At 39.9% G+C, this 18946-nt stretch carries 16 protein-coding genes; 9 read left to right on the top strand and 7 right to left on the bottom strand.

From position 1 onward, the window contains the following. The first annotated feature begins 53 nt into the window (after positions 1–53). The 3 genes from fbaA to ABDD95_RS11785 all read left to right on the top strand — a co-directional run bounded on the left by fbaA (position 54) and on the right by ABDD95_RS11785 (position 2114). On the top strand, positions 54–1133 hold the full coding sequence (gene fbaA / locus ABDD95_RS11795) for a class II fructose-bisphosphate aldolase (RefSeq protein WP_345947526.1): 1080 nt from the start codon (positions 54–56) through the stop codon (positions 1131–1133). A gap of 86 nt (positions 1134–1219) precedes the next feature. Next, positions 1220–1711: a low affinity iron permease family protein gene (locus ABDD95_RS11790; protein WP_345947525.1), complete on the top strand. Its 492-nt coding sequence runs from the start codon at positions 1220–1222 to the stop codon at positions 1709–1711. Further along, entirely contained in the window at positions 1686–2114 is a 429-nt protein-coding gene (locus ABDD95_RS11785) for a GNAT family N-acetyltransferase (protein WP_345947524.1), read from the top strand. The genes ABDD95_RS11790 and ABDD95_RS11785 overlap by 26 nt, the downstream gene beginning before the upstream one ends. A 111-nt stretch (positions 2115–2225) precedes the next feature. Here ABDD95_RS11785 and ABDD95_RS11780 read toward each other — a convergent pair whose 3' ends face one another. The 4 genes from ABDD95_RS11780 to ABDD95_RS11765 form a co-directional block, all read right to left on the bottom strand. Next, positions 2226–3545 carry an NAD(P)/FAD-dependent oxidoreductase gene (locus tag ABDD95_RS11780; protein WP_345947523.1) on the bottom strand — a complete coding sequence of 440 codons (1320 nt, stop codon included), beginning with the start codon at positions 3543–3545 and terminating at the stop codon, positions 2226–2228. Positions 3546–3645: 100 nt separating this feature from the next. Then, positions 3646–6621, bottom strand: a complete 2976-nt coding sequence (gene secDF / locus ABDD95_RS11775) for a protein translocase subunit SecDF (RefSeq protein WP_345947522.1) — start codon at positions 6619–6621, stop codon at positions 3646–3648. 110 nt (positions 6622–6731) lie between these two features. Next, on the bottom strand, positions 6732–7220 hold the full coding sequence (locus ABDD95_RS11770) for a dihydrofolate reductase (RefSeq protein ID WP_345947521.1): 489 nt from the start codon (positions 7218–7220) through the stop codon (positions 6732–6734). An 8-nt stretch (positions 7221–7228) separates the two neighbouring features. After that, on the bottom strand, positions 7229–8050 hold the full coding sequence (locus ABDD95_RS11765) for a thymidylate synthase (RefSeq protein WP_345947520.1): 822 nt from the start codon (positions 8048–8050) through the stop codon (positions 7229–7231). Positions 8051–8163: 113 nt separating this feature from the next. Here ABDD95_RS11765 and ispE point away from each other — a divergent pair, with 113 nt between their 5' ends. After that, the gene (gene ispE, locus ABDD95_RS11760; protein ID WP_345947519.1) at positions 8164–8967 is read left to right on the top strand and encodes a 4-(cytidine 5'-diphospho)-2-C-methyl-D-erythritol kinase; all 804 of its coding nucleotides are present in this window, start codon (positions 8164–8166) and stop codon (positions 8965–8967) included. 51 nt (positions 8968–9018) lie between these two features. On the opposite strand, the gene gap is transcribed toward ispE, so the two are convergent. Both gap and ABDD95_RS11750 read right to left on the bottom strand, forming a co-directional pair. Beyond that, entirely contained in the window at positions 9019–10014 is a 996-nt protein-coding gene (gene gap / locus ABDD95_RS11755; protein WP_345947518.1) for a type I glyceraldehyde-3-phosphate dehydrogenase, read from the bottom strand. Between the two features lie 6 nt (positions 10015–10020). Continuing rightward, a complete protein-coding gene (locus ABDD95_RS11750) occupies positions 10021–10869 on the bottom strand; it encodes a hypothetical protein (RefSeq protein WP_345947517.1) in 849 nt (282 codons plus the stop codon). A 260-nt stretch (positions 10870–11129) separates the two neighbouring features. Here ABDD95_RS11750 and ABDD95_RS11745 point away from each other — a divergent pair, with 260 nt between their 5' ends. Continuing rightward, positions 11130–11822, top strand: a complete 693-nt coding sequence (locus tag ABDD95_RS11745; protein ID WP_345947516.1) for an NUDIX domain-containing protein — start codon at positions 11130–11132, stop codon at positions 11820–11822. A gap of 63 nt (positions 11823–11885) precedes the next feature. Here the strand turns inward: ABDD95_RS11745 and ABDD95_RS11740 are convergent, their stop codons facing one another. Beyond that, positions 11886–12746: an N-acetylglucosamine kinase gene (locus ABDD95_RS11740; protein WP_345947515.1), complete on the bottom strand. Its 861-nt coding sequence runs from the start codon at positions 12744–12746 to the stop codon at positions 11886–11888. Between the two features lie 267 nt (positions 12747–13013). On the opposite strand from ABDD95_RS11740, the gene ABDD95_RS11735 reads away from it, so the two are divergent. The 4 genes from ABDD95_RS11735 (at position 13014) to ABDD95_RS11720 (ending at position 18944) form a co-directional block, all read left to right on the top strand. After that, a complete protein-coding gene (locus tag ABDD95_RS11735) occupies positions 13014–14345 on the top strand; it encodes a nucleotide sugar dehydrogenase (protein ID WP_345947514.1) in 1332 nt (443 codons plus the stop codon). 162 nt (positions 14346–14507) lie between these two features. Next, positions 14508–15608, top strand: a complete 1101-nt coding sequence (gene glf / locus ABDD95_RS11730; protein WP_345947513.1) for a UDP-galactopyranose mutase — start codon at positions 14508–14510, stop codon at positions 15606–15608. 115 nt (positions 15609–15723) lie between these two features. Then, on the top strand, positions 15724–16551 hold the full coding sequence (locus ABDD95_RS11725; protein WP_345952079.1) for a polysaccharide biosynthesis/export family protein: 828 nt from the start codon (positions 15724–15726) through the stop codon (positions 16549–16551). Between the two features lie 5 nt (positions 16552–16556). Further along, positions 16557–18944: a polysaccharide biosynthesis tyrosine autokinase gene (locus ABDD95_RS11720; protein ID WP_345952078.1), complete on the top strand. Its 2388-nt coding sequence runs from the start codon at positions 16557–16559 to the stop codon at positions 18942–18944. Positions 18945–18946 lie beyond the last annotated feature (2 nt).

Genomic DNA, 18946 nt, shown 5'->3' with positions numbered 1-18946 from the left:
TTCAAATCACTTATATAAATTTATACATTCGTAGCATAAACATACATTCGCATATGGATTTAAAAAATTATAAAGGCGTTTTGCACGGTGATCAGGTGCAGGAAATGTTTGAGGCAGCAAAGAAGCATCAGTTTGCTTTGCCTGCTGTTAACGTAATTGGCACTAACTCTATTAATGCCGTTATGGAAACAGCCAAAGCAGTTAACTCACCTGTTATTATACAATTGTCAAACGGCGGCGCACAATTTTATGCCGGTAAATCACTTGATAATTCGAAACTGCAGGCATGCATTTTAGGCGGCGTATCTGCAGCCAAACACGTACACTTGTTAGCAGAACACTATGGTGTAGCCGTAATTCTGCACACCGATCACGCTGCTAAAAAATTATTACCGTGGATTGACGGCTTGTTAGAACACGGTGAAAAGCATTTTGCTGAAACTGGTAAGCCCCTTTTCTCTTCACATATGCTCGATCTATCTGAAGAGCCAATAGAAGAAAATATTGAAATTTCAGCTCAATACTTGGCTCGCATGGCCAAAATGAACATGACTATTGAAATTGAGCTGGGTGTAACCGGTGGCGAGGAAGATGGCGTGGATAACAGCGATGTTGACAGTTCGCGTTTATATACCCAGCCTGAGGAAGTTGCTTATGCATACGAGCACTTATCGGCTGTTAGCCCGCGCTTTACGGTAGCTGCTGCATTTGGTAATGTGCATGGTGTTTACAAACCAGGCAACGTCAAGTTACAACCAGTTATTTTACATAACTCTCAGGAGTTTTTAAAGAAGAAACACATTATTGAGACCGAAAAGCCAATCAACTTTGTGTTTCACGGCGGTTCTGGTTCAAGTCAGGAAGAAATTCGCGAAGCCATCTCTTACGGTGCCATTAAAATGAATATTGACACTGACATGCAGTGGGCTTTCTGGGAAGGCATAAAAGATTTCTACAAATCTAAAGAAGGTTACCTTCAATCGCAGATCGGTAATCCTGAAGGCGAAGATTCACCTAATAAAAAGTATTACGATCCACGTGTTTGGTTACGCAAGGGTGAAGAGAACTTTGTTAAGCGTTTAACTCAGGCTTTTGCCGATTTGAATTGTCTTGACGTAAACAGCAAACTGTAATTACTGTATAAACTTAAAGGAAAGCGTCTGTACCTATAAGTACCGGCGCTTTTTTATGATATTTACTTTAAATATATCAGCCGATCATGTCTAAAAAGAAAAGCAGTTTTATGGAGCAGTTTGCCAATTGGGCAACTACTGCAACAGGTAGTTCAGGGGCATTTATATTAGCTGCCCTGGTTGTAATAGTTTGGGGTGCCAGTGGCCCGGTGTTTCATTTTTCTGAAACCTGGCAGCTGGTTATCAACACCGGTACTACTATAATAACCTTTTTAATGGTGTTTCTTATCCAAAAAGCGCAGAACAAGGATTCTAGAGCCCTGCATTTGAAGCTTAATGAGTTAATAGCCGCAATGGAAGGTGCCAGTAATCGTATGGTGAATATCGAAGACCTGAGCGAGCATGAGCTGGAGCAGATTCATAAATTTTACGTACGACTATCTGAACTTGCTAAAACGGAGGATGACTTAGGTTGTACACATACTATTGACGCTGCTAACTTAAATCACGAAAGTAAATCAGAAAGATCAAAACATACTACACAACGTATAAATGATTCGAGAAGTAAAAGTAAGTAAGGTAACCGAACAGAACGATCTGGAAAAAGTATTTGCCATACGCCATGAGGTTTTTGTGGTTGAGCAAAATTGTCCGCCTCAGTTGGAGCACGAGTTTGAAGATCAGTCAAACCATTTTTTAGCTACAGTTAATAATACTCCTGCAGGAGCATCGCGTTGGCGCAAAACCGATAAAGGGGTTAAGCTGGAGCGTTTTGCGGTGCTAAAAGATTATAGAGGGCAGGGAGTAGGACAAGCGCTTGTACAAGCCGTGTTAAACGACTTACCGGCAGAGGTTGATAACGTATACCTGCATGCGCAAATCCAGGCGGTATCATTATATGAAAAGTTTAACTTCGTTAAAATTGGGCCCGAATTTGAAGAGGCCGGTATTAAGCATTATAAAATGGTTTTAAAGAGATAAGACGAAGTCCTACTCCTCTAATTGGAATGCCGTTAAATGATAAAAGGTTGGAAACGCAGGTTAGTAAAATTAACCTGCATTTCCAACCTTTCTTTTTTACTTAAATAGTCATTAGTCTGTTTTAGGCAGCTGTGCTGCGGCTGCAGCCTCCGGAGCAACCTCGCGTACGTAACGACGTATAATTAAGCGTGTGCCGCCATTGTAGGTAACATAGCTACCCAGCCAGTTGATGAAAGTGATAACTTTATTACGGAAGCCCAACAGTGATATCAAATGCACAAACATCCAAATTAACCATGCAAAAAAGCCGCTCAGTTTAATTTTACCTAAATCGGCAACTGCCTTATTGCGGCCAATGGTTGCCATTGATCCCAAGTCTTTGTATTTGAATGGCTCGGTTGGTTCACCTTTAACCAAGTGCGACAAGTTCTCTGCCAGCTTTTTTCCCTGCTGAATGGCTACTTGCGCAACACCGGGGTGACCATTAGGTGTTGCTTCTGTTACCGAAGCACCTACGTCGCCAATGGCAAATACGTTGGTTGTACCTACCACACGGCAAATTTCATCGGTTTTGATGCGGTTGCCGCGCACCAGGTTCTCTTTAGCAATACCCTGTGGCACAACACCCATTACACCTGCCGACCATACTACGTTTTTGGTCCGTATAACCCGTCCGTCTTCAAATTTCAACTCCGTACCGTCATAGCTGGCAACCTTTACGTTAAGCAGTACTTCAACGCCCATCTTCTCTAAAAACTCCTGCGCTTTTTTTGAAGCCTCGTCAGACATTGGACCTAAAACCTTTGGTAAAAAGTCGACCAGATAAACTTTCATATCCTCTTTGCGCAGCTCCGGGTAATCCTTGCTTAATACATGATTACGTAATTCGGCAAAAGAACCGGCAAGTTCAACACCCGTTGGGCCCGCTCCAACCATTACAAAAGTAACGTATGGGTCGCGTTCCTCTTTAGTGGGAGCTATTACCGCTTGCTCCAAATTCTGTAAAAACATATACCGCAGGTTTAGCGCCTCAGGTATGGTCTTCATAGGCATGGCATAATGCTCAATGTCTTTATTGCCAAAAAAGTTGGTAGTCGATCCGGTGGCCATTACCAGGTAGTCATAAGCTATCTCGCCAATGGTCGTTTCAAGGTAGTTGTTCTCTGTATTTACTGCGGTAACCTCGGCAACCCTAAAACGCAGATTTTTTTGCCCCTCAAAGTTCTTTCTCAATGAAAAGGCTATAGCTTCACACTCCAGGCTTCCGGTAGCCACCTGGTATAACAGGGGAGGGAATGAGTGATAGTTATGCTTATCAAGTAATAATATTTCAACCGGCTCTTTAGCCAGGTGTTTGGCCAGCTCAATACCGCCGAAGCCACCGCCTACTATTACTACCAGTGGAAATTTTGTGTTTTGTTTTGCATCCATGTTCTTTAAACAATTTGCGTGTAAGGTTGATGTCTGTTTGTATAACAAAAAAGGCTTCAAATGTTCTTTGAAGCCTTTTATAAAAATTTATAATGAAATTTTAGTTGAGCTTCTTGCCGCCAAAATCGAGCATTACCGGTGTTGCCACACAAATGGATGAGTAGGTACCAAAGCACACACCCACCAATAAGGCAAACGAGAATCCGCGGATCACATCACCACCGAATATAAATAATACGATGAGCACAAAGATAACAGTTAAAGCAGTAATAATGGTACGGCTTAGTGTACTATTAATAGCCTGGTTAACTACTACAGCCGGATCATCGGTCTTGGCATGGTGCAGGTTAAGGAACTCGCGGATACGGTCAAACACAACCACAGTATCGTTAATGGAGTAACCTATTACAGTTAAGATAGCTGCAATAAATGCCTGATCTATATCCAATGCAAAAGGTAACACACCGTTGAACAGAGAGAAGAACGATAATACCAGCAACGCATCGTGTGCCGTAGCCACCATGGCGCCTAAACTGAACTGCCATCTGCGGAACCGGATTAAGATATAAGCGGATATAACGAGGATAGCAAAAATTACAGTCCATATCGCCGATGTTTTGATATCATTAGCGATAGTTGGCCCAACTTTTTGCGAGCTCATGATTTTAAAGGTAGGAGAAACCTGGCTTAAACCCTTACGCAGCGTGCTTTCAACTTTATTATCAGCAACCGTGGTGTTATCTTCTATCAGGTAGTTGGTAGTAATACGTACCTGGTTACCCGAACCGAAAGATTTAACTTCTGATTTACCTTTGCCCAGCGTGTTGTCGATAGCACTCCGAACATCTTGGGTAGTCAGCGTTTTATCGAAACGTACAACGTAACTGCGGCCACCCTGGAAATCTACGCCGTAGCTAAATCCACGTGTAAACATAGAGATTATACCGGCCAAAATAAATATACCTGAGAAAGCATAGAATCTGAAACGGTTTTTTACGAACGCATAGTTGGCACCCTTAAATAAGTTAGAGCTCCATGCATTCGAAAATTTAATATTCATGTCTTTATCCAGCATCCATTCAAATATTAAACGTGAGATTAACAAAGAACAGAACAATGATGTCAGGATACCGATCATCAAGGTAGTAGCAAAACCTTGTATTGGCCCTGTACCAAAAATGAATAGGATTAAACCGGTAAGGAAGCTACTGATTTGGGAATCGAGAATTGAAGACAAGGCATGTTTGTAACCATCTGCAATGGCTAAACGTTTAGATTTACCAGAAGCAAGTTCCTCTCTAACACGTTCATAAATAAGTACGTTAGCATCAACCGATATACCTAAAATTAACACGATACCGGCAATACCAGGTAACGTTAATACGGCATGTATGCTGGTTAATACACCCATCAGGAAGAAAACGTTTACAAACACTGCAATGTCGGCAACTACACCTGAGTTATTGTAATAAAGTATCATGAATAACAATACTACAATCAAACCAACACCACACGATACTAAACCGTTGTTGATCGCTTCCTGACCTAATGACGGACCAACGATATCTTCAGACACAATACGAGCAGGAGCAGGCAAACGACCAGCCTTTAATGCATTAGCTAAGTCTTTAGTTTCATCCTGAGTAAAGTTACCGCTGATTGAGGACTGGCCACCAGCAATCTCATTATCTACCCGTGGAGCAGATACCACGTTCTCGTCGAGTACAATGGCGATTGAGCGGTTATCATTAGGATCGGTAGGGTTACCGGCAGCTTCAGCAGTAGCACGTCTCCAGGTTTTAGCACCATCGGAGTTCATTGCCATGGAAACCTCGTAGCCGCCTTTAGTTTGATTTAAATCACTTTTGGCATCGGTAATAACTTCACCGCTTAAAACCGGACCATTTTCGGCACCTGAAAGCTTAATGGCATATAAAGAAAGAGCCTTTGTGCCACCTTCGTTAGGTTTAGCTGCCCAAAGTAACTTCATGTTTCTTGGGATAACTGCCTTAACGTCTGGACTGTTTAAATATGAATTTACTTTAGCAGTATCTTTTATCAACGAGTAACCCACAACCGGACCAGGATATGGCTGCATGCCGTTTGCACTTTGCCCTGCGTTAGGTTGTAGTATAGACAATAAAGGAAGTGTTTCTGTTAGCTGGCTTTTGTTTTTCAATGACGCAGCTGAAGTATCTTTAGCCGAGTTTTGCTTAACCTTGCTTAACAATGAACCACCTTTTTTAGCCGTATCAGCAACTGCTGTAGCTGCGGTTGCAGTAGTATCTTTTTTAGCTGTTGATTTGTTTTTAGCTGCTATTATACCGTTAATGTTGAACAGTAATTGTGCAACTTCGGTGTTATCATATGTAGCATAAAACTCCAGCTTAGCTGAACCTTGCAGCAATTTACGTACACGCTCTTTGCTGGATTCAGACACGCCTGGTAACTCAATTAAGATGCGGTTACCTGCTTGCTGCTGAATGTTAGGAGAGGTTACGCCAAATTTATCAATGCGGCTGCGCAGGATGTTAAATGATTGGGTAACGGCAGTGTTTGATTGCTCGCGTAAATAAGATTCAACCTGGCTGTTGCTGGCATCAAATTTTAAGTTGCTTTGGTTAGCCTGTGTAGAGAAAATAGGTGCTAACTTGCCGTTAGGACTAATCTTTTTATACTCGCGCATAAAAATATCGATGTAGTTTTCAGGGCTTGTTTTTGCAATTACATCTGCATTGTGTAAAGCCTGATTAAAGGTAACATCCGGATTATTGTTGGCCAACGTACGGATCAGCTCACTCAAAGAGATCTGCATGGTAACGTTCATACCGCCTTTTAGATCCAAACCTAAGGCCAGCTCATTGTTTTTACAATACTGATAGTCATGGCCAAACAACGGATAAACCGGTTTATTTGAAATAGAATCTAAGTAAGCTTTTTCTTTTTCCGGGTTGCCTTTAGCATAAGCCCTGGCATCATCTTCTACCTTTTTGGTTACCCAGGTGAACGAAAGCTGGTACAAGCAAACAAGCGCCACTAATACAGCAAAAAATTTAATAACCCCTTTACCTTGCATGGTGTAGTCTATGTGTAAATTAATTTATAAGCTTTGAAAATAAGACGGCAAATCTAATAAAATTTCGTAAGGGAAAGACTTTAATTAAAACAAAATAAATGGCTGTGTTGTTAGCGCCGCTTTAAGGTGATGAAGGAGTAAGGAAGCGCATTTTTTTCATCGGCTTGATAATCTGCCCGACCTACTTCTTCCCATTCAGTCATATTTATTTCCGGAAAAAATGTATCGGCCTCAAACACTTGATGCACAATAGTTAAATTTAATATATCTGTTATAGGCATAGCCTGTTTATAAATTTCGGCACCGCCAACAATATGCAGCTCGGGTTCATTAGCGCCTAACCCTATAGCTGCATCTAAAGAATTAACAACCTCACATCCCGGAATTTCAATATTTTGGCGGGTAATCACAATATTACGGCGCTTGGGCAATGGTTTACCAACCGAATCAAACGTTTTGCGCCCCATAATTACTGTATGCCCGCTTGTAATGTCCTTAAAGTGTTTCAAATCATTAGGCAAATGCCAAAGCAACTGATTGTTCTTTCCAATGGCGTTGTTCTCTGATATTGCAACCGTGATAATTATTTTAGGTTTCATAAATGGTTTTATACGGCTACTGCACCTTTAATATGCGGCCAGGGATTATAATTTTCTAACGTAAAATCTTCAAATTTAAAGTCAAAGATGTCCTTTACATCAGGATTGATGTGCATAGTAGGTAATGGTCTGGGTTCGCGGCTAAGCTGCAGGTTAACCTGCTCCAAGTGGTTATTATAGATATGGGCATCGCCAAACGTATGTATAAAGTCGCCGTAATCCAGGTCACAAACCTGGGCTACCATCATAGTAAGCAAGGCGTACGAAGCAATGTTAAACGGTACTCCTAAAAATATATCGGCACTGCGCTGGTACAGCTGGCAAGACAATTTGCCCCGTATTTCACCTTTTTTGGTGTCGGCTGGCTCTACATAAAATTGAAACAAGCTATGGCAGGGTGGAAGCGCCATATGGTCAACATCGGCCACGTTCCATGCCGATACCATAATGCGGCGCGAATCTGGATTAGTTTTCAGTGTTTTTACCACCTGGCTTATCTGGTCAATGTGCCGGCCATCGGGCGTAGGCCATGAGCGCCACTGGTAGCCATAAACTGGGCCAAGGTTGCCTTCGGCGTCGGCCCACTCGTCCCAAATGCGTACGCCGTTCTCTTTTAAATATTTAATGTTAGTATCGCCACTTAAAAACCAAATAAGCTCGTGTATAATAGATTTAAGGTGCAGCTTTTTTGTAGTTACCAACGGAAAGCCATCCTTTAAATTAAAGCGCATTTGGTACCCAAAAACGCTGATGGTGCCTGTTCCGGTACGGTCGTGCTTTTGAGCGCCATTCTCCAGCACATGGCGCATCAAGTCGAGATATTGTTTCATAATTTAAAAAGCCGCGCAAAAACAACAATGTTTAAACGCTTGCGGTTACAAAGAAAATTAATCTATTTTGGCTTTCCTACTAATGTGCAAAATTCAACCGTATATCAACATTCATGATCGTATTCCCAAACGCTAAAATTAACATAGGGCTTCATATTACTGAGCGCCGTCCGGATGGATACCATAACTTAGAAACAGTTTTTTATCCACTGATGATAAAGGATGCGCTGGAAGTGATTGAGAGCAAGGAGCTTAATTTTCAGTCATCGGGCATTCCTATTCCAGGAAATAGTAGCGGCAACCTATGCCTTAAAGCCTACCATTTAATAAAGCGCGATTTTGACATACCACCGGTAAGCATCCATTTGCATAAGCATATACCTATTGGCGCCGGTTTGGGTGGTGGCTCAGCTGATGCCGCTTTTTTTCTTAAGTTGATGAATGAAACTTTTAATTTAAGCTTGAACGAAGATGATATGATGAACTATGTACGGCAGCTTGGTGCCGACTGTGCTTTTTTCATAAAAAACAAACCCGTTTATGCTTTAGAGAAGGGCGACCGTTTTGAACCGGTAAAACTGGACTTATCAGCATACCATATAGTATTAGTTATGCCATCAGTACATGTATCTACGGCCGAGGCCTACGGTGGAATTAAACCGGCGGCACCTCAAGTGTCAGTGAGAGAGTTGATTCAGCAACCTATCAATGAATGGAAGCACACCATAACAAACGATTTTGAAAAGCACATATTTGAGGCCTACCCGGTCATCAGGCTGATTAAAGAAGCATTATACAATGCCGGAGCACTATACGCCAGTATGAGTGGGAGTGGAGCTTCAGTATTTGGGATATTTAATGAGATGCCTGACTTGAGTGTGCTTGAAGCGGATAATCAGGTATTTTATAATTTATAAAGCAAAAAAAGCCAGGCGATTTGCCTGGCTTTTTTTGCTTTATATGCACAATTATAATTTACCAAGTTCTTGAACTAGGTCAATCAATTTGTTTGAATAACCCCACTCGTTATCGTACCATGATACTACTTTAACAAAGTTTCCGTTCAGTGCAATACCGGCTTTAGCATCAAAAATTGATGTGCGTGCATCGCCTTTAAAGTCTTCGGATACTACTTCATCTTCAGTATAACCTAAAATGCCTTTTAATTCGCCTTCAGAAGCTTCTTTCATGGCAGCTTTAATGTCATCATAAGAAGTGTTTTCTCTTAAACGTACGGTTAAATCAACTACAGATACGTCGGCCACTGGCACACGGAAAGACATACCGGTTAATTTGCCTTTAAGGGCAGGAATAACCAATGATACTGCTTTAGCAGCACCAGTTGATGAAGGGATGATGTTTTGATAAGCGCCACGGCCGCCTCTCCAGTCTTTTGCAGACGGGCCGTCAACTGTTTTCTGAGTAGCAGTAACCGCATGGATCGTGCTCATCAGGCCTTCTTCGATACCAAACTTATCATTTAATACCTTGGCAATTGGAGCCAGACAGTTTGTAGTACATGATGCGTTTGATACGATGTTTTGCTCAGCTTTAAGCTCTTTGTGGTTAACACCCATAACGAAAGTAGGCGTATCGTCTTTTGCCGGAGCTGACATCACCACTTTTTTAGCGCCAGCATCAAGGTGTTTCTGAGCTGATTCCTGAGTTAAGAATAAACCAGTTGATTCGATTATTACTTCAGCGCCAACTTCATTCCATTTCAAGTTAGCCGGATCTTTTTCGGCAGTTACACGAATGGTTTGACCATTTACTACCAGGTTACCATCTTTTACTTCGATAGTACCGTCAAACCTACCATGGGTTGAGTCATACTTAAGCATATAAGCCATATAGTCTGGTTCAACCAGGTCATTGATTCCTACTATCTCAATATCGGCTCTCTGTATAGCGGCCCTAAAAGCTAACCGACCAATACGGCCGAATCCGTTAATTCCTATTTTCATGTGTTTCTAATTTTTATTAGCGTAATAATTTAATAAATTGTTTATAGGTTCTTTTAAAATGTAAGCAATTTGAACGCCGGCTTTTGCCGCCGCTTGTTCTAACTGGGCTTTGAAACCGGCAGCCACCGATCCAGCAAAATGCACCTCAGCATCCGGGTATTGCTCTTTTAAAGGTAGCACATACGTGTTTATCATGAGGTCAAAGCCCCTGGTAATGACGTTCTGAATATAACTATCGGTTTGATTATCTACAAAGAAGTCGGCCATTGAACTTAGGTATAAAGCCGGCTGCCGCTGATGATAAACTTTTTCCAGAAGCAGCCTTCGGTCTGCATCATAGCGCTTAATAAATTTTTTTCGCAAGTTTTCGGGCAAAGTTTCATTAAGGTATGCTTTAATGAGTTGTTTACCCAACCAATTACCCGAACCCTCATCAGCCAGGATATAGCCTAAACCGTAATTGTTGGGTTTAATCTTCTTGCCGTCGAACCAAGCTGAGTTGGTGCCGCTGCCACAGATACATACTATGCCGGGCTGGCTCTTGCAACAGGCTATAGCAGCACCTTGCATATCATGCTCAATAACCACGCGTGCATATTTAAAAAATGCGGAAAAGCTGTTATAAACCAGCTCTTGAAGCGGCTTGTTCAGCACACCAGCACCAAAAAAGTAAATGCGCTTAATCTGCTCGGCATGGTGTATAAGGTTAATATTCTTATTCAGCAGTTGCAGGATATGCTTTTCGTCATTAAAAAACGGGTTTATACTGCCAGTTTTAAATGAGGCTACCGTTCGGCCTTTATCGGCTAAACGCCAATCAGCATAATTAGATCCACTGTATATTACTGCAAGCATGTAAATGAAGCACTTTGGCGCGCAAATATAATAACTTTGGTGGCTTATCAACCTAATATCTGCCAAGGTTTCGTGTAAAAATTACACCAACGTTTTATAACCGGTTTAAATTGCCTTTTGCTTACTAAAAATTTGCCACTCGTGTCTGCATATTATCTAAAAAATGTATTATTGTTGCAGTTGCTAAATTCGAGTTAATTTTAGCTGAATAACAATTACCTTTATAACTTAAAGCTTTAATTTATTTAATACTGAAGGCCTTGGAAGAACAGTTGGTTAAATTTGAGTCCGAATTCTCGATCGATTGCGTGATATTTGGGTTTGAAGCCGGTGAATTGAAAATATTATTAATTGAGCGGAATGACGAACCGTTTAAAGATTGGTTAGCGCTTCCGGGTAACCTGGTACAAAATAATGAAGGAATTGAGGAAGCTGCTGAGCGCATACTACATGAGCTAACCGGCCTGAACAACCTGCACATGGAACAATTCCACACATTTGGAGATGTGAATCGTCACCCTCGTGGTCGTATTATAACGGTAGCTTATTATGCACTGATCAGGATTGACAGTCAAAAAGAACTTAGGCCGGGCCAATTGGCCAGAAAAGCACTATGGCATACCGTTAGCGATTTGCCCAAGCTGGCGTTTGACCATACCGAAATTTTTAAAACAGGTTTTAATAAGCTGCGTCGCCGGTTGAGCTATCAGCCTATTGCCTATGAGCTACTGCCCGAAAAATTTACTTTAACGCAATTGCAGCAATTGTATGAGGCTATCTTGAATAAAAAACTCGATAAGCGTAATTTCAGAAAGAAGATGTTAAGCTACGGTTTTTTAAAGGAGTTGGATGAGAAGCAAAAAAACGTGTCGTTCCGGGCTGCAAAGCTATACAAGTTTGACAGGCGCAAGTACAGTAAAATTTTTCAAAACGAGTTAGGGGTAGACATATAAGCGAATAATAAAAAGAAAGCGCCGATTTAATCGGCGCTTTCTTTTTATATGCTTGTCGGCAAACTATAATTGGCTGGGAGCAAGTTCAAGATGGAACTTAACCAAATTATCTATAGGTGAACGGATAATGTTACCCATCTTCATGCCGTTCTCTGTAACTACTTCTTCCAATACGTTCCTAAAATTATAGCCTACTGATCCGATGCAGTTAAAACTATAGTTTTGGTAATTAGGATAGCGGGTAACCAAGTTGCGGAAAAAATCTTCGAATGATGTTTTTACCAGATTGCGCGTGTACTCCAAATGCACATTGTTATCATAAACAAATTTGCTGAAGCCTGCACAAAAGCGGTTAGCAAGGGGTTGTGAGTACACCTGTTCGTTAACGTCGTCAGGTGTAAGATGATAGGTATCCCAAAAGTTTTTGCGTACAGCTTCAGGCATGTAACCTCTTAAATAGTCAATCAGCAATTTTTTGCCAATATAACATCCACTGCCTTCGTCTCCTAAAATATAGGCGCCCGAATCGATGTTGTGAGCGATAGTTTTACCGTCATAAATACATGTGTTCGTGCCAGTGCCTAATATTGCTGCAAATCCTTCTGTGTGGCCAAGCAATGCACGTGCAGCGGCCATCAAATCATGACCAATATTTACTTTAGCATTTACAAAAACTTTTTGCATAGCTCCCTGAACTACTTTACGTTTTTCTTCGGTAGAACACCCGGCACCGTAATAATTCACTTCGGTTAGAATGTCCTTTTGCAGGTCAGACGGCAGATTTGCGTTTAATGATTCGATTATGTACTCAGTACTTACAAAATAAGGGTTGTAACCCTCTGTATTGAAATATACTTTTTTACCTTCATCGTTCACCAAGCACCAGTTGGTTTTAGTTGAGCCGCCGTCAGCAATTAATTTCATAGGCTTTTTTAAAGTTAAGTTGGGGTTAAATGTAGGATTTACTTACTTTAAATAAAATAAATTTTAATGTAAAAAATACACTAACCTCATATTGTTAATTAGCAATCGATTGCGGTGGTAAAATTTACAATATATAAGTGCTTCTTTTTAAAAGTTAATTTTTACACAAATGCTAAGCTTGTTGCGGCCATCATAGCGATGCCGGTATAAGTGTCATCAAATTAAATTTATATTTGCAAATTATCTACTCACTGCGTTACTAAAATAATGATTGATTACAAACTTGGCAACAGCGATGCAATGCCTGATCTGAGTAATACCTGCATTGCAATAATTGGCTTAGGCTACGTTGGCCTGCCACTTGCAGTTGAATTTGCCAAAAAATATCCGGTGTTTGGGTTCGATAAATCGCTATCCAGAATTGCAGAATTAAGCGCCGGGTTCGACCGGACTCATGAGATTACAGATTTAGAACTAAAAACCGTTATTACTGGTGTAAACCCGGGCGTTGGTTTATCCCTAACATCAACGCCTGAGCATATTCAAAAATGTAACGTCTATGTTGTAGCTGTTCCGACACCAACCGACAGACATAATAGGCCAGACCTGGGCTTAATTAAGTTGGCGAGCGAAACCGTTGGCAAGGTACTAAAGAAAGGAGACGTAGTTATCTACGAATCAACCGTATACCCAGGCCTAACTGAAGAAGTTTGTATTCCTATTTTAGAGCAAATTTCTGGTTTAACGTTTAATCAGGACTTTTACGCAGGTTACTCACCCGAGCGTATAAATCCGGGCGATAAAGTACACACTTTAACCAGTATTGTTAAAGTAACCTCAGGTTCAACCCCCGAAGTGGCCGATTATGTAGATGCACTATACAGGTCCATCATTAAAGCGGGCACACATAAGGCACCCAGTATTAAAGTTGCAGAAGCCTGCAAAGTAATCGAAAACTCACAACGTGATATAAACATTGCTTTTGTGAATGAGATAGCCAAGATATTTAACATTTTGAATATTGATACACAGGCCGTTTTAGAAGCAGCTGGCACCAAATGGAATTTTTTAAATTTTAAACCCGGATTGGTAGGAGGCCACTGTACCGGTGTTGACCCATATTACTTAGCGCAAAAAGCGCAGGAGGTAGGGTATCACCCTGAAATTATTTTAGCAGGCCGGCGCATTAACGACGGCATGGGAACCTATGTGGCCCAGGAGGTGATCAAGTTAATGATAAAGAATAACATTGGTGTTAAACAAGCTAGTATATTGGTGTTGGGATTTACGTTTAAAGAGAACTGCCCTGATGTACGCAATACGCGTGTGGTAGATATTGTTAAGGTACTTCAAGAGTATGACACCAATTGCGAAGTATATGATCCATGGGCCGACCCGGCAGAGGTAAAGCGTGATTATGGAATTACGACCTTTAATAAATTTAGCCAGCTAAGCGGCAAGTACGATGCTATTGTTCTGGCTGTTGCGCATAAAGAGCTTTTGTCATTAGATATCAATGCTTTAAAACGTCATCAGCATGCCGTTGTATATGATATTAAAAGTATCCTCCCAGCAAGCACAAGTTCTGGAAGGCTGTAAGCTATCCCTCAAAATTTCTTATTTGTACAATATTTTTGCCATTCCTTAAAACATTACGTGTCGGTTTTTAATTATTACAACAGTTTTAACGGTTCTTGCTAAATCTCAAAGTGAAGTATCTGTTTCACTAAAAAATTTGTAACAATTAAAATAATATACTTAATGAGCAAACCATACGATTATCTAATAGTAGGATCTGGATTGTTTGGGGCAGTGTTTGCCCATGAAGCTAAAAAAAAAGGAAAACGTTGTCTGATTATCGACAAACGTAATCATTCTGGGGGCAATATTTATTGCGAAAACGTGGAAGGCATTAATGTCCATAAGTATGGCGCTCACATATTTCACACCAATGATAAGACCATTTGGGACTATGTAAACTCTTTCGTAGAGTTCAACCGTTACACTAATAGCCCGCTCGCTATTTTTGAGAACGAGATGTACAATCTTCCGTTCAATATGAACACCTTTTATCAATTATGGAAGGTTAAAACGCCCGACGAAGTTAAGGCAGTCATTCAGGCTCAAATTGCCGAATCAGGCATTACAAACCCGCAAAACCTCGAAGAGCAAGCTATATCGTTAGTAGGTACCGATATTTATTACAAACTTATAAAAGGTTATACCGAAAAGCAATGGGGCAGGGATGCTAAGGACTTACCCGCATTTATTATAAAACGGTTGCCGGTACGCTTTACCTACGATAATAATTACTTTAACGATAAATACCAGGGTATCCCTATTGGCGGTTACAATAAGCTGACCGAAGGGTTATTAGAGGGAATTGACATAAAACTAAATGTTGATTATTTTGCTAACCGGGCTGAATGGGATGCGCAAGCCGACAAAATAGTTTTTACCGGAAAAATTGATGAATTTTATGATTACCGCTTTGGTCAATTGCAATATCGCAGCCTCAAGTTTGAACATCAAACCAAGGATACCGACAATTACCAAGGCAATGCTGTGGTAAATTATACAGAACGCCACATACCTTACACTCGCATAATAGAGCATAAGCACTTTGAGTTTGGCACGCAGTCCAAAACGGTCATCACGAAAGAGTATCCTGAAGAGTGGAATACCGAAAAAGAACCGTACTATCCAATAAATGATGCTCACAACACAGAAATTTATAAAAAGTACGAAGCTTTAGCGAAGGCTGATAGTCACATTGTATTTGGCGGACGTTTGGCAGAATATAAGTACTATGATATGCACCAGGTGATAGGTTCAGCACTGAAAAAGAGCCAGTCTATTTAACGTCAAAAAACAGGCGTAAAAAAATAAGGGGTTTTAACGCCCCTTATTTTTTTACGGTTTATTCAAAAAAACATGCTATTTTTGGAAGATTTAATTTTCCTAAAAAGCTATTACCGTGCCTCTGAAAAATAAAAAGATTTTTTTTAAATGGTGTTATATTATATGTCTGCCAGTTATCGTTTCATCATGCTCTTCTATAAAAAACGTTAAATATTTTAAAGATATATCAGATACAACTGCAATTACAAGATTAGCGGATGTTAAGTATACGGAGCCAAAAATTCAGGCAGACGATATTTTGTCGGTTAATATTCAAACAGTTGATCCTACTGCCACTCAAACGTTAGCACAAGGCAACGTCCAGAATGCGGCCATTGGCGCTACGTCAGCCGGTAGCACGGGCGGCCAAACCATAGCTGGCTACTTGGTTGATAACAAAGGCAACATTGAAATGCCTGTTATTGGCAAAATAAAACTTGCGGGTTTAACTACTGAACAAGCAAGGGATGTAGTTCGGGAGAGAGCTAGCCAATTTTACAAAAGTCCAACCGTAAATCTGCGTTTTGCTAATTTTAAAATAACAATTTTAGGTGAGGTGACGAAACCAGGTACATACGTCGTTTCTAATGAAAAGATAAATATCTTGGATGCACTGGGGTTAGCTGGTGATTTAACTGTTTATGGTAAACGGGAAAACGTTGCATTAATTAGACAAGGTGACAATGGCATACGTGAACTTGTTAGGCTTGACTTAAGCAAGAGTGAAGTATTAAATTCGCCATACTTTTTTCTAAGGCAAAACGATTACATATACGTTGAGCCAAGCAAATCTAAAATTGCATCATCCGATGCCATACAAAACCGGAATATTACCATCCTTACCACACTTGGAGGGTTACTAATTTCTATTGTAGCAATTGTTGTAAGCGCTACTAGCAATTAATTTTTATGTCTCAAAATTCATACTCTAATTCTGCAAGCGCACGAAAAAAAATAAAAAGTGCGGATGAAGATGTCATTGATATCAAAAGTATCGTAGGTAGGCTGATTGATAATTGGTTATTCTTCGTTTTATGTATCCTAATCTGCTTAACGTTATCCATTGTTTATGCTCACTACTCCTCACCAAGTTGGCTTGTTACTAGTAAAATACTGGTAAAAGATGATAAAAGTAGTCCAGGAAGTGCTGTAAGTGGATCTTTGGGAGGAGATTTCGGGTCCTTACTTAACTCTAAAAGTAGCGCTGATAACGAAATGCAGATTTTAAAGTCTCGTACTTTGATGGAAAAGACTATAGATGCGATGCAGTTAAATTTAAGAACTTATTCGGTCGACGGTTTAAAATCAACAGAGATATATGAGGAAGCTCCTTTTACTTTAAGCGTTGCGAATAAAGTCGACACTATACAATTTAGGAAATACGATGTCGAGATTTTAGATGATAGTAATTTTATTCTTTCAAACAAGAAAGATAATTTAGAACAGAAGGGTAAGTTCGGAGATATAATAAGCCTTAAACAATATAACTTAAAATTGCGGTATAAACCTGGGTTTAAGCATGCAAGAAAGTATCAAATAGCAATCGAATCATCAGACGCCGCTGTAATTAGTTTCTCACAAAGTTTTACAGCCGCTTTGTCAGACAAACAAGCTACCACAATAGATCTTTCAATTACCTATCCAAACCCAGCTAAAGGAGAAGCGATCTTAAATAAGATTATGCAGATCTATCTGCAATCAAGTGTGCAAAACGAAAAGCAAATCGCTGACAGTACCATGAGCTTCATTGATTCCCGAATTCTGTTGGTTTCTAAAGAGCTTAATAACATAGAAAAGCAGTTTGAGCAGTATAAATCACAAAACAACATAGCCAATATAAGTGAACAGTCGAAAGTACTGGTTAGCAGCGCAAGTGAATATTATGATAAACTAGCACAACAAGAAACGCAGCTAACAATTATTAATGACTTGGAAAGGCGTTTAAATAATTCCAAAGATAAAAATATTATTCCCCGTTCTTTGATAAATCCAAGTGATCAGTCATTTGGGCAAGCCATCAATAGCTACAATGATTTAGTGCTAAGTAGGGATAGGGCAACCCTGTCTTTTACAGAAGAAAATCCTGTCGTACAAAATCTTGATAAGCAAATCAATAATGCGCGATTAACCTTGTTAAACAACATACAATCCTACAAGCAAAGTTTGCAGGTAGGTAGAGCCGAGCTACAAAAACAAAACACCGGATTTACTGGACAGCTTAAACAACTACCGGGAAAAGAACGCAACTATCTAGATTTCTCGCGACAACAGAATCTTAAACAAGAACTTTTTGTGTTTTTGTTGCAAAAACGTGAAGAGACTGCTATTTCAAGAAATTCAACCATATCAAATTCAAGAATTGTTGATATGGCCAAAAGTGACTTTTTACCGTTTAAGCCTAAAAAGGTAATTATTTATACACTAGGATTGCTATTGGGAATAATCCTGCCGGCGCTCTACTTATTCATAAAAAACTTATTAAATGTTAAGATTGACTCGAAGAATGATATAGAGAGAGTTACTGACATTCCAATTTTAGGCGAAATTGGACACAATAATGACAAACAAAGTTTAGTGACCGGAACAAATTCAAGATCTGTTATTTCCGAACAGTTCAGAAGCTTAAGAACAAATTTACAGTTTGTTTTAGGAAGTTCTAAATCGAACGTTTTATTGTTTACTTCGAGTATGAGTGGCGAAGGAAAGTCTTTCCTTTCTCTCAATATTGGAAGTGCGTTGGCACTCACCAATAAAAAGGTTGTCTTTATGGAAATGGACTTAAGGAAGCCTAAGTTGTCGGAAAGTGTTGGTTTGTCAATCGAAAACGGTTTTACAAATTACGCTATATCAGAAGACAGTTCTTATGATTTTAAAAAGTTGCTTAAGCCATTAAGCTTTAATAAAAATTGTTTTTTAATTTCATCGGGGCCAATACCGCCTAATCCTGCTGAATTGCTTATAAATGGCAAACTCGAAATACTTATCAACTATTTGAGAAATGAATTCGATTACATCATTATGGATTGTGCACCTGTTGGTTTAGTAACAGATGCTTTAATGATTGAAAGATATGTTGATCTAACTCTATATGTTGTACGGCAAGGCTTTACCTTTAAATCTCAACTTAGTATAGTTAATGATTTAGAAAAAGGTAATAAAGTGAAAAGTTTGTATTTGGTTGTAAACGATATCAAAGCAGAAAAGGGTGGATATTCGACATATAAACGAGCTTATGGTTATGGTATTGAAGAGGAAGAGACAGTTTTTTCAAAGATTAAATTTTGGAAACGTAAATAATT

It is taken from the genome of Mucilaginibacter sp. PAMB04274, from assembly GCF_039634385.2.
Taxonomy (GTDB): domain Bacteria; phylum Bacteroidota; class Bacteroidia; order Sphingobacteriales; family Sphingobacteriaceae; genus Mucilaginibacter.
Note: the sequence above shows the minus strand (reverse complement) of the source record. Positions and strands in the feature narration are given on the sequence as shown.

Excerpts from the sequence above, each read along its gene's own strand:
- fbaA (WP_345947526.1), top strand. The coding sequence starts at position 54 with ATGGATTTAAAAAATTATAAAGGCGTTTTGCACGGTGATCAGGTGCAG.
- ABDD95_RS11790 (WP_345947525.1), top strand. The coding sequence starts at position 1,220 with ATGTCTAAAAAGAAAAGCAGTTTTATGGAGCAGTTTGCCAATTGGGCA.
- ABDD95_RS11785 (WP_345947524.1), top strand. The coding sequence starts at position 1,686 with ATGATTCGAGAAGTAAAAGTAAGTAAGGTAACCGAACAGAACGATCTG.
- ABDD95_RS11780 (WP_345947523.1), bottom strand. The coding sequence starts at position 3,545 with ATGGATGCAAAACAAAACACAAAATTTCCACTGGTAGTAATAGTAGGC.
- secDF (WP_345947522.1), bottom strand. The coding sequence starts at position 6,621 with ATGCAAGGTAAAGGGGTTATTAAATTTTTTGCTGTATTAGTGGCGCTT.
- ABDD95_RS11770 (WP_345947521.1), bottom strand. The coding sequence starts at position 7,220 with ATGAAACCTAAAATAATTATCACGGTTGCAATATCAGAGAACAACGCC.
- ABDD95_RS11765 (WP_345947520.1), bottom strand. The coding sequence starts at position 8,050 with ATGAAACAATATCTCGACTTGATGCGCCATGTGCTGGAGAATGGCGCT.
- ispE (WP_345947519.1), top strand. The coding sequence starts at position 8,164 with ATGATCGTATTCCCAAACGCTAAAATTAACATAGGGCTTCATATTACT.
- gap (WP_345947518.1), bottom strand. The coding sequence starts at position 10,014 with ATGAAAATAGGAATTAACGGATTCGGCCGTATTGGTCGGTTAGCTTTT.
- ABDD95_RS11750 (WP_345947517.1), bottom strand. The coding sequence starts at position 10,869 with ATGCTTGCAGTAATATACAGTGGATCTAATTATGCTGATTGGCGTTTA.
- ABDD95_RS11740 (WP_345947515.1), bottom strand. The coding sequence starts at position 12,746 with ATGAAATTAATTGCTGACGGCGGCTCAACTAAAACCAACTGGTGCTTG.
- ABDD95_RS11735 (WP_345947514.1), top strand. The coding sequence starts at position 13,014 with ATGATTGATTACAAACTTGGCAACAGCGATGCAATGCCTGATCTGAGT.
- glf (WP_345947513.1), top strand. The coding sequence starts at position 14,508 with ATGAGCAAACCATACGATTATCTAATAGTAGGATCTGGATTGTTTGGG.
- ABDD95_RS11720 (WP_345952078.1), top strand. The coding sequence starts at position 16,557 with ATGTCTCAAAATTCATACTCTAATTCTGCAAGCGCACGAAAAAAAATA.